The organism is Vibrio sp. 10N.237.312.B06, from assembly GCF_041464685.1.
GTDB lineage: Bacteria > Pseudomonadota > Gammaproteobacteria > Enterobacterales > Vibrionaceae > Vibrio > Vibrio tasmaniensis_A.
Genome location: NZ_JBFSPI010000024.1, coordinates 1 through 11,035, shown reverse-complemented (window position 1 = coordinate 11,035; position 11,035 = coordinate 1). Strand labels below are relative to the sequence as shown.

At 45.2% G+C, this 11,035-nt stretch carries 7 protein-coding genes, 1 pseudogene and 1 riboswitch; of the genes and pseudogenes, 2 read left to right on the top strand and 6 right to left on the bottom strand.

Annotated features, from left to right (window positions below):
• Nucleotides 1-37: 37 nt before the first annotated feature.
• The 3 genes from thiB to mpl all read right to left on the bottom strand — a co-directional run bounded on the left by thiB (nt 38) and on the right by mpl (nt 3,266).
• Nucleotides 38-1,030, bottom strand: coding sequence for a thiamine ABC transporter substrate binding subunit (gene thiB / locus AB6C75_RS08750; protein ID WP_009847751.1), 993 nt, complete (start codon nt 1,028-1,030; stop codon nt 38-40).
• Between the two features lie 53 nt (nt 1,031-1,083).
• Nucleotides 1,084-1,203: riboswitch (TPP riboswitch) on the bottom strand.
• A gap of 43 nt (nt 1,204-1,246) precedes the next feature.
• Complete coding sequence (locus AB6C75_RS08745) at nt 1,247-1,870, bottom strand: flavin prenyltransferase UbiX (RefSeq protein ID WP_009847752.1); 624 nt, start codon at nt 1,868-1,870, stop codon at nt 1,247-1,249.
• Between the two features lie 37 nt (nt 1,871-1,907).
• The gene (mpl, locus tag AB6C75_RS08740; RefSeq protein WP_372067245.1) at nt 1,908-3,266 is read right to left on the bottom strand and encodes a UDP-N-acetylmuramate:L-alanyl-gamma-D-glutamyl-meso-diaminopimelate ligase; all 1,359 of its coding nucleotides are present in this window, start codon (nt 3,264-3,266) and stop codon (nt 1,908-1,910) included.
• Between the two features lie 268 nt (nt 3,267-3,534).
• Here mpl and fbp point away from each other — a divergent pair, with 268 nt between their 5' ends.
• Nucleotides 3,535-4,545, top strand: a complete 1,011-nt coding sequence (fbp, locus tag AB6C75_RS08735) for a class 1 fructose-bisphosphatase (RefSeq protein ID WP_009847754.1) — start codon at nt 3,535-3,537, stop codon at nt 4,543-4,545.
• A 106-nt stretch (nt 4,546-4,651) separates the two neighbouring features.
• On the opposite strand, the gene AB6C75_RS08730 is transcribed toward fbp, so the two are convergent.
• Genes AB6C75_RS08730 through AB6C75_RS08720 form a run of 3 tightly spaced genes read right to left on the bottom strand, consistent with a single transcriptional unit; the run spans nt 4,652 to nt 10,521 of the window.
• The gene (locus AB6C75_RS08730) at nt 4,652-5,005 is read right to left on the bottom strand and encodes a gamma-glutamylcyclotransferase (RefSeq protein WP_372048558.1); all 354 of its coding nucleotides are present in this window, start codon (nt 5,003-5,005) and stop codon (nt 4,652-4,654) included.
• A gap of 48 nt (nt 5,006-5,053) precedes the next feature.
• Nucleotides 5,054-8,812: a translocation/assembly module TamB domain-containing protein gene (locus AB6C75_RS08725; RefSeq protein WP_372107578.1), complete on the bottom strand. Its 3,759-nt coding sequence runs from the start codon at nt 8,810-8,812 to the stop codon at nt 5,054-5,056.
• Nucleotides 8,809-10,521, bottom strand: a complete 1,713-nt coding sequence (locus tag AB6C75_RS08720; RefSeq protein WP_372107577.1) for an autotransporter assembly complex family protein — start codon at nt 10,519-10,521, stop codon at nt 8,809-8,811. Before AB6C75_RS08720 ends, AB6C75_RS08725 begins: the two co-directional genes overlap by 4 nt.
• Nucleotides 10,522-10,733: 212 nt before the next feature.
• On the opposite strand from AB6C75_RS08720, the pseudogene AB6C75_RS08715 reads away from it, so the two are divergent.
• Nucleotides 10,734-10,982: pseudogene (locus AB6C75_RS08715) on the top strand (peptide-methionine (S)-S-oxide reductase); the annotation flags it as partial.
• Nucleotides 10,983-11,035 lie beyond the last annotated feature (53 nt).

Below are 11,035 nucleotides of genomic sequence, written 5' to 3'. Positions count from 1 at the left end.
AAAACTCATTTTCTTAAATAATAAGTTAAATAGTAAGTTAAAAAGTAAGTGCACTCTGCCATTCACGAATCCAAGGCTTACGCTTCTCGGCGATCTCTTCTGGTGTGAAGCTTAGCGCTTTCTGAGGAACCGTAAGTTGCTCGAACCCTTTTGGTAGCTCAACATCGGTCACTGGGTACATCCAGTTGCCAGTAGGCATCGCCGATTGGAACTCATCACTTAAGATAAATGCCATAAACTCATCGGCAAGCTTTTCGTTCTTGCTACCTTTAACCTTCGCTGCCACTTCCACTTGAGTGTAATGACCTTCTTCAAAGCTTGCAGCTGCGTACTTAGAATCACTTTCTGCAATGATGTGATAAGCCGGAGAAGTTGTGTAAGACAACACTAAATCAGACTCGCCTTCTAGGAACATAGAGTAAGCTTCAGACCAACCTTTAGTCACAGTCACCGTTTTCTGAGCAAGCTTCTTCCATGCTGCAGTTGCTTCATCACCGTAAACCGACTTCATCCATAGCATCATGCCTTGGCCTGGTGTTGATGTACGTGGATCTTGATAGATAACCTTAAGATCGTCACGTTGCTCAACCAGTTCTTTCAGGCTTTTTGGCGGGTTTGCTAGCTTCTCTTTGTTATAGATAAACGCAAAGTAACCAAAATCATAAGGAACAAAGGTACTGTCGTTCCAACCGTTAGGAAGCGTCACAGATGATGTATCAACACTGTGCTCAGCCAATAAGCCTGTAGATTTCGCTTCAGCCATGAGATTATTATCTAGGCCTAAGATGATGTCAGCTTTGCTGTTGCCACCTTCAAGACGTAAGCGGTTTAGAATAGACACACCATCTTCTAACGCGACAAAATTCACATCACAACCACACTTTTCTTCGAATGCTTTTTCAACGGCAGGACGAGGGCCCCAATCCGCAGCAAAAGAGTCGTAAGTGTAAACCGTTAAGGTGTTGTCTGCTGCGAAGGCAGAAAAAGAGATGGCTGTAGTAACAGCAAGAGTTGTTAATGTTAATTTCACTGGACGCTCTCCATGGTCTGAGCGGCACAGGTTTGAGGGAGGAGAACGGTAGAGGTTGTTCCTAACTCAATTCCTACGCCAGCATTATCTGGTTCAGGTTTACGGGTCCCAAGTGTCTGCTTGATCTCAGCTCGCATTCATTATTTGAATGGTTCGCTCCCCGATGAGTGTTCAGGATTGTAATTTGATTTTTAACAATAAGCCATCAAGTTTGGATCAATTACGTTGATCGTAACCCCAACGTGGCACTAAACCTTGCTCGATACCAAGATGGTCTAGAATGCGTGCCACCATAAAGTCGACCAGGTCTTCAATCGACTTAGGTTGATGATAAAAACCCGGAGCTGCAGGCATAATCGTCACGCCCATGGTCGAGAGTTTGTGCATATTCTCTAAATGCAACGTAGAAAATGGCGTCTCACGAACCACCAACAACAACTGTCCTCGCTCTTTCATAACCACGTCTGCTGCACGCTCGATCAAGTTATCTGATAGGCCATGAGCAATCGATGCCAAGCTTCCCGCAGAGCATGGACACACCACCATCTGCTTCGGTGCTGCTGAACCAGAGGCAACCGGTGAGAACCAATCATCTTTGCCACACACCACCAGCTTTTCTGGGTCGCAATCTAAATGCTTAACCAAAGCTTGTTTCGCAGCATCTGGCCCAGCAGGTAACTTAAGTTCATGCTCGGTCGCCAACACCACTCGCGCTGCCGATGATATCAGCAAGTAGACCTGATAATCGGCGGCCAAAAGGCATTCAAGTAAACGCAGGCCATAAGGCGCACCGGATGCGCCAGTGAAAGCCAGAGTTATCGCTTTATCGTGTTTTGTCATGTTCTCAATTACTTCAAATTATAAGGTCGAGGATGCGTTAGCCTTTGAGTGCCAATCCATCCAACAGTTTCTGGTGAATACCACCAAAGCCACCATTACTCATTACCAAGATTTGGTCACCCGCTTGTGCCTCAGAGACAATTTTAGCAACGAATGCATCCATGTTATCACTCACGTGCGCGGGTTGGTGACACGCATCGGCGACGTCTTGTACTGACCAATCAATGTTATCGGGTTGGAATAAGTAAGTAGAATCCGCTTGCTTCAACGAATCAGCCAGCGTTTCTTTGTGCACTCCACGTTTCATTGTGGCAGAACGAGGCTCTAAAACGGCAATTATTTTTTTCGTGTCGACCTTATTACGTAAACCGCTCAGCGTAAGTTCAATTGCCGTTGGGTGATGAGCAAAATCGTCATAGACAGAAACGCCTGCCACTTCGCCTTTAAACTCTAGACGACGTTTGGTGTTGATGAACTTCGCCAACGATTCACACGCTAAATCAGGTGTCACCCCTACATGTCGCGCAGCTGCAATCGCCATCAAAGCATTATTGACGTTATGGTCGCCAACCAAATTCCAGTCGACAGTTCCTACGCATTCGCCTTGGAAGTACACTCCAAATTGAGACCCGTCTTTAACCAGCTTCTTGGCATCCCAATCACCTTGTTCACCACTCGATTCTGTCTCACTCCAGCATCCGCGAGATAAAACATCTTGAATCGCCGTATCTTCTTTAGGAGAGAAAATTCGGCCATTACCTGGCACAGTGCGCACTAAGTGGTGGAACTGACGCTTAATCGCCTCAAGATCATCGAAGATGTCAGCATGATCGAACTCGAGGTTATTCATTACCAAGGTTCTTGGGTGGTAGTGAACGAACTTAGATCGTTTATCAAAAAAAGCACTGTCGTATTCGTCGGCTTCGACCACGAAGAACATGCTTTCACCAAGGCGAGCAGAGATACCAAAGTTACCCAACACGCCGCCCACTAAGAAGCCAGGCGCATAGCCACAGTCTTCTAAAATCCAAGCCAGCATGCTCGATGTCGTTGTCTTGCCATGCGTTCCCGATACCGCTAATACCCAACGATCATGCAACAAGAACTCTTGCAACCATTGCGGCCCTGAAGTGTATCTAAGGTTGTTATCCAATACATACTCAACACACGGGTTGCCACGACTCATCGCATTACCAATCACCACGAGATCTGGCCTTGGTTCTAACTGGCTTGGGTCAAACCCTTCAATAATTTCAATCCCTTGAGACTCCAACAAAGTGCTCATTGGTGGATAAACATTCGCGTCACTACCGGTAACCTTGTGACCTAATTGACGAGCCAATACCGCAGCACCTCCCATGAAGGTGCCACAAATTCCTAAGATATGAATATGCATAAATTGCTTCCAAACGCTTGGCTAAATGAACCATGTCTAAATCAAACTACTGCACTCATTATCATTAAATGACGATTAAAAGCGAGTAGCAATGCAAAACAAATTTAGTCGACATAGTAAGTGAGATCTGCGTCGCTTAGTTCATTACCATTAAAAAGATCTAACCTTTAGAATTTAAGTAGGCGTCTAGATGAATAAAGCCCGAGTAAGAGGCAAATTCTATAGTGCTCAAATCCCCCTAATATTGAGAGAAGTTTAAGGAAATAACATGTCTGAGATGCGCACCCTTGGTGAGTTCATTGTTGAGAAACAGAGTGACTTCCCCCATGCAAGCGGTGATCTATCATCCCTTTTGTCGTCTATTCGACTTGCTGCAAAAATTGTTAACCGTGAGATCAACAAGGCTGGTCTAGTCGACATCACTGGCGCTGTTGGTACAGACAACGTTCAAGGTGAAGAACAGCAAAAGCTAGACCTTTACGCGAACGACAAGTTTAAAGCGGCTCTAGAAGCTCGTGATCAAGTTTGTGGTGTTGCAAGTGAAGAAGAAGACGAAGCTGTCGCCTTCAATAAAGAGCTCAACAAAAACGCAAAATACGTCGTTCTGATGGACCCACTTGATGGTTCTTCAAACATCGATGTCAATGTATCTGTTGGTACAATCTTCTCTATCTATCGTCGAGTATCGCCTGTTGGTACCCCACCAACACAAGAAGACTTCCTACAGCCAGGACACAAGCAAGTAGCCGCGGGGTACGTAATTTACGGCTCTTCAACTATGCTTGTTTACACAACTGGTGCAGGTGTAAATGGCTTCACCTACGACCCATCTCTGGGCACCTTCTGTCTGTCTCATGAAAACATGATGATCCCTGATGAAGGTAAGATTTATTCCATCAACGAAGGTAACTATATTCGCTTCCCTACGGGTGTTAAAAAGTACATCAAGTACTGCCAAGAAAATGAGCCAAGCGACAACCGCCCTTACACATCACGTTACATCGGTTCTCTAGTATCAGATTTCCACCGTAATCTTCTGAAAGGCGGTATCTACTTATACCCGAGTACGCAAAGCCACCCTCAGGGTAAACTGCGTCTGCTGTACGAGTGCAACCCAATAGCCTTCATCATGGAGCAAGCTGGCGGTATTGCCTCCGATGGCGCCCAACGCATCATGGATATAAAACCAACAGAACTGCACCAACGTGTGCCTTTCTTTGTCGGTTCTAAGAACATGGTGAAAAAAGTAGAAGAGTTCCTTGAACTTAACCGAGACTAATCATCTCGCTTATTTCTCAAATTAACGCCATTAAAAAAGCCAGCATTTACATGCTGGCTTTTTGTTCGACAACTCAGAATACATAGATGTTACGGATAGATAACTATTACGAATTGTCCCGCTTACACCAGTCACCCGAAAGTATTTCTTTATTAGCTGTTAGATCAAGCTGATACAAATATACCCATGCTAATCCAAATATAGTCTCTATTTGTTCGCGACGATACTCAACAGGAACATCTTCTAGCCGATCGAGCGAAGCCAAAACTTCGTCGTTAATGATATAGACCTCGCCAACGACATTTTTCTTTCCAGAAATCATCGCCGGATAGGCACCTAAATCAAAAAGAGCGAATTCCTCAGGGGTGTCAAACCTTCCTAAGCACTCACACTGCTGCAAATAGTGGTGGTTGGACTGACCTTGCCTCAAGGTTCCATAAACAAAAACAAGTTGCTGCATAACCCCTCCTCAGCATTCGTCATCCGCTAATCAATCACGACTCAAGTGTTACTCGAATTCAAATTGATAGAGAAGATCCACGGCACTGTCTAGCCCCGATACGGCTTCAACATAGAGATCCTGCATCAATCGATAACGAACAGTAAACTCACCTAACGAGTTAAAGATACCTACGCCATACTTCACCTGTAAACCAGGGAGAATGTAGCCGCTGACCGTAACCTGGGAGTCATCTCCTGAGCCTGCAGTATCCAGTTGCAAGTCCTGCACGCCAAAAGCCTCACCAATTTCGCCGACAACCTTACCGCTCTTCGCTAAGCTTAAGCCTATTAAGGTCGTTGTCATTGAACCATTCGACTCACCATCAATATCTTGACCACGCAAAATATAAGACAACGCGTTGGCTTGCGGCATCGCAGGATCAGAATAAATTTCGATGGTCGGCTCTGTCGCCGGGCCTGTCACTCGAATACCAGCTGTCACATCATCCTGAGTATTATCAGGGTTACGTATCGCATTGATCGCTACATATGGCTGATCCGGAGGCCCATTCATTAGAATCTTACCTTCTTTGATCAAGAGATCTTGTCCAAAGGATTGGTAAGTACCATCGACGATATTTACCTCACCTGTGATAAAAGGACCTTGGTCTTTTTGAGCCACGTTGAGCTTGCCGACCAAATCACCTTCAAGACCAAAAGCAGACAGTTTAAAGTCATCGCCAATGGAGATATTAATATTGGTCATCACATTGAATGGAATCGTGTCTTCGCTCTCTGGCTCAAGATCTTTATTCAAGATCACTTGATCAGAAGAGACACCGACCGCTGACGGTGGTAAGTCTTCGACAACGATACGCCCCCACGGTAATGCGATATCACCCGTAATTTTTGCAAGCTCTGGCGTGACATCAATGGTCATGTCAGGCACGACCTTCACCTTAACCATAGGCGGAATATCAACCATCAACTCATCAGCAAAAACTCTAACGTTAGAGTGCCATGCTTTAAGATCCTGCCAATCCCCGGAGCCTTCGATATCAAGGTGACCATCGGGTGTTTCAACATTGGCCTCTAACTTCGCGCTGTAGCCGTCAAAATCGAGGTCAATACGACCATCTTTAATATCGACAGGTGTGACATCGCCTTTGACTTGAATACCATCAACAGAGAATTGACCAAAGACTTGAGGATGCATCAAAGAGCCTTTTACCTGTAGGTCACTCTCAAGATCGGCCTTCAACAGGCTGTATTCGCCGAGGATTGGCTGTAAGAAGTCCAGATGGAAGGTTGTCAGCTTAATTGCCGCATCGACCATTTTGTCTTCTGCGAGAATGTCTGGTAACGACACCGTGCCAGACAGGTCACCATTGTCGGAAACATCCAGTTTAAAGTCGGCGTTCAGTTGGTTGTCTTTCAACTGTGCATTCAATGCAACTCTTTCCCAACCGAGTGTGATTGGCTCACCAACTTGTTGAACAGCCTGACCTTTCGGCATATCGACGCTTACCGTCACCTCAGGTTCACCTTGTTCCGACCATTTGGCATGAGCGGTCGCATTGACTAAACCCTGTAATTGCGTTTCTTTAGGCATGAGGGCTTGGATCTGCTCAAAGTCGAATTGGTTAACGCCCAGTTTGGCCTCACCTGACTTTCCAGCGCGGATATCCTCATCCAGACACACGCTCGAACCCGATTGCTTCCAACAGTGCGCTTGAACGTCGGCATACTGCTTATCGACATCCGCCTTAATCGCAACGGGTTGGTCTAATACCCAAGGTCCCTGTTGAGTGGTAATTCTGACTCTGTCTAACGACCCATCCCAAATAAGAGAAGGCTTCTGAATCAATTCTCCAGAGATAGCCAAACTGGTCGACACGATGTCGGATATCACATCAAGTGTTACGGTATGCTGCTTCTCACCGCCATTCACGGTTAAATCAATGCTTTCCACATTTTGTTCTTGATAACTCAAGTTCTTAGCTTTTAATACAAGATTGGCTTGAGCTTCAGGCAATGGCAGGGGAACCACCGAGCCATTAAGCGATAAGGATTCTAGTGTTGCTTCGTTATTCCAATCGACCTTATCAACATTAAGCGCGAGATCGACCTTTGGCTCTTTCGTTGGGCCACTAAGCTGGATATTACCCACAACTTTACCCGTCAGCTCTGGAACACTCATATCTAACTGTGGGAAATTAATCGCAACGCCCATGCCCCATTGCTTATCCAGTTGCCCTTGAGCCTTAATCGAATTAACACCGTGAGCCAAGCTCAAACCACTGGTTTTCAGTTTAGGTTCACCGCTCGCGCTGCGATCTGACGCTGACAACTGCCCTTCGATATCCAGAGGGTATTCACGTAGGATCCCCTCAATATCGAGCTTAGGCAGTTCAATCGCCCAACCACCCGCTTGTGTCAGTTCACCCGAAGTGACGATGCTTCCGCTAACGTTACCCTCGGCTTCTGGCCACTGCAGACCCGGTTGTATGTCTTTGAGCGTCACATCGGCTTGCCAATTAACGAGCTTCTTCCAGTTAGCTTTAACTACACCATTTAGTTCGCCACCCAAGGTATTCAGTTTCAAGCGTTCAAGTTCAATCTGTTCCGTGGTGCCTTTACCTTGTAGATCTATTGTTAAGGCAGGTATCTCCTTACCATCGGCTTCAGCTTTAAGCTGCACATTAAAACCATCTAATGAACCATCGGCTTTGAATTTCTCAATTGCAGCTTGGTAGTCACTTTTACCTGTCAAAGGCCATTGCGCTTTACCTCCCTCTAAAAGAAGGTCAAATGGCAGAGTCGGTTCTAAGGGTTGAATATCCCCAGACAACTTTGCCTCAATCAATTCGGAGAACTGAGACTCTAGGCTTAACTTAGCCACGCTGCCTTGTGCTTTCAGAGACAGTTTCTGACCAGCAAGATCGGTTTCTTTCACCAACGCACCCAAAGAAAGCTCTAGCGGATAGCCGCCCTTGAGCTCAACCTTCGTCGTTAGGTTCGCGCTTGCTTGTGGCATATCGAGTTCGAGACTGGAAACGTCAACCGTGTGTTTACCCGCGCGAGCTTCTAACCCGAGGTGATTCACAACAATTGGCGCTTCTTGTTCTAGAGTGAAACGGTTGAGATCAAAACGCTCAAGTACAACCTGCAAAGGAATCCAAACTTCAGGCAACTCGATAGCTGTCTTAGTTGCAGTATCTGGCTCGACTATTTCTGATTGTGGATCTTCAGTAGACTCTGCAAGTTTAACCTTAAGATCATTGAATAAAGTTGGCGATACTGTCAGCTTTTCCCCCTGCATACTCAGGGCAGTAGAGAACAAACCCCATTCAATTTCATGACCTAAGATATTCAGTTTGATATCAGATAAAGCGATTCGATTAATGACGATTGGTAGTGGTGTTTTTACCGATGTTACGGGCGGAGTAGGTTCTGCCTCTTCTGTAGAAGCTAGTGGCAATTCAGTAAGTGCGAAATCCAGCCCTTGAATCGCTAAGCGGTCAACACACACTTGAGGGTCGAGCAGACAGCGCGGATTGATAGCCAATGCCAAATTTTCAACCTTGGTATCGATATGTAGGCTATCATCTTTAAACTGAACATTGTTAAGCGTAAAGCTTGGGAAAAGAGCGCCTTTAGTACTTTCCACTTTCAGTTGTGGCAATGCTTTTTCGGCGCCCCACAACACAGTATTCAACCCCGAATTGGTGAACAAAACAAAACCTAGTAGGGCGATTAACAATAGCAAAATCGACGTCAATGAAATCGACGCCCACTTGATACACTTACCCACCACTTTGATCATAATTCAGGCCCTAAACTAAAGTGCAGTTGGAACTCGTCACCTTTTTTCGCATCTAGACCCCAAGCAAAATCTAAACTCACAGGACCGACGGGGGACGCCCAACGAATCCCGACACCAGTACCATGTTTCCACTCTGGCGTGTCATTGAATGCATCACCAATATCGTAGAAAGCCGCTCCCCACCAATTCCCAACTAAGCGATATTGGTATTCAAACGAACTGGTTGCAATGAATTTCGCCCCCGTTAGTGCGCCACTTTCATCTCGAGGAGAGATAGACTCATAGCCATAACCACGGATGCTATTATCACCACCCGCAAAAAATCTTAAAGAAGGAGATAACTTATCAAATTCGTCCGCAAAGTTTCCGCCGAATTGAAGGCGGGTTAAACCTCGGTGGTTATTACCAATGCTTCGAATCCATGCGGTTTGCCCTTGAAAACGTACGACTTGGGTTTCAGATAACAAGGTATCATCAGCCGCTTCAACCATGATGGTTTGTTTATCGCCCCACATCGGCATTGAACCGCCTCGGGTTCGAGTGCGTGAGAAAGAGACACCTGGCAACACAAACTGCGCCAAATCGTCTTGTAAACCTTGTTTATAGTTTTCGACTAGGTATCGAATGAATACCGTGCGTTGCCAACCATTGTCTAGACGCCAGTACCTTTCTAAGGCTAAGTTTGACTCCAAACTTTTGGTATCTCGGTTATCCAAGTTCTTCATACCGTACTTAATTTGATAGTAGTCATTAAGCACGTCATCCAAAGGGATTTTATAAGCCGCGGTAATCGTCTGCTCGGGCTTTGAGATCGATAAACTACTATTAAAACTATGACCTTTCTCGTTAACCCAAGGTTTCTTCCATTTAAGGGTACCTTTTACACCCAAGTCTGTTGATACACCGATACCCGTTTCAATTTGGTTCCGCGCTTGCGGAGCAAGGCTTACCTTCATCGGAATTTCTCGACCTTCACCCAATTGACTTAAATCAGGCTCAACAAAGACTGAAGAGAACCAATCCGTATTGGAAAGGTTTTGGTTGTATTCGCCAACTTTGGTTATCGAGTAAGGTTCGCCATCTTCAAATGGTTTAAGTGACTGCACCTTCTCTTCTTCTATTTGGCTACCAGTAACCTGAGTAGAGCCAAAGTGATAACGAATACCACTGTTATAATGAAGGCGGACATAAGCGCGGTTTAATTCAGGAGCGACTTCTAGTTTGCTAAGATCATACGCTCCATCGAAGTAACCTTTCGCTAATCCAAGGTTGCGGATCGATGATTTTAAAGAGTCATAATTACCATGATTCAAAATCGAACCTTTAGACAACTTGCTCTTAGCTATCAAGGCCAAAAAATCAGGATCATCTTTGGCTTCACCAGTCAGAACAATATCTGAAGCATAAATAACAACGGGCTCTCCCGGCTCAACCGTAACAGTCAATTCGGTATCATCTTCAGAATGAGTAAATGTGATATTAGGTTGGTAGTAGCCTAATGCATTCAACGCTTCTTTGATCATCGACTCCAAGCGAGATTGAAATCTTAATGAGACCGAATACTCTTCTTCAGGAATCGCACTCAGATAAGCATCCACATTATCTGCAAGCGCGCCATCCAACCCTTTAATATCAAGGGAAACGTCAGCGAAAGCGAATGTCGATGACAGTAGAGTGCCAATCAGAACTGGTAAAGTTTTTCTTATCATGTTTAATTGGTGAAGAAGTTATCAATACGTTAATAAGTGAAAAGAAATCATACCGCTAAAAAGGCATTGAGTCTGTAACAAATCTGGTAATAACACGGTCTAATGTAAAGACTTAATCAATATTAACCAGCCGTTAATATGAGCCTCCAGTTAATATAAACCTAGATCTAATGTTAACTAACGCGGTAAACGTATGCGAAAAGGAATATAACATGCTAAACAAACAACAACTGGTTTCCGCAGCAACCGCATTACCGGGAAATGCTGACCCAATCCGAATCACTGAGCGCCATTTCGTCAATCAAACTGACTTGCTCAATACACCTACGGGTTCTCAACAAGAAGTCCTACTTGGTATGGGATGCTTCTGGGGAGCTGAGCGTTTGTTCTGGCAGTTGAACGGCGTTATTTCAACATCTGTTGGCTACGCTGGTGGATACACGATTAACCCCACTTATGAGCCAACACCTATCATTTAAGGTGTTTAGATCGCACAGTGTAGCGAGTCTTACTA

Excerpts from the sequence above, each read along its gene's own strand:
- AB6C75_RS08745 (WP_009847752.1), bottom strand. The coding sequence starts at position 1,870 with ATGACAAAACACGATAAAGCGATAACTCTGGCTTTCACTGGCGCATCC.
- mpl (WP_372067245.1), bottom strand. The coding sequence starts at position 3,266 with ATGCATATTCATATCTTAGGAATTTGTGGCACCTTCATGGGAGGTGCT.
- fbp (WP_009847754.1), top strand. The coding sequence starts at position 3,535 with ATGTCTGAGATGCGCACCCTTGGTGAGTTCATTGTTGAGAAACAGAGT.
- AB6C75_RS08730 (WP_372048558.1), bottom strand. The coding sequence starts at position 5,005 with ATGCAGCAACTTGTTTTTGTTTATGGAACCTTGAGGCAAGGTCAGTCC.
- AB6C75_RS08725 (WP_372107578.1), bottom strand. The coding sequence starts at position 8,812 with ATGATCAAAGTGGTGGGTAAGTGTATCAAGTGGGCGTCGATTTCATTG.
- AB6C75_RS08720 (WP_372107577.1), bottom strand. The coding sequence starts at position 10,521 with ATGATAAGAAAAACTTTACCAGTTCTGATTGGCACTCTACTGTCATCG.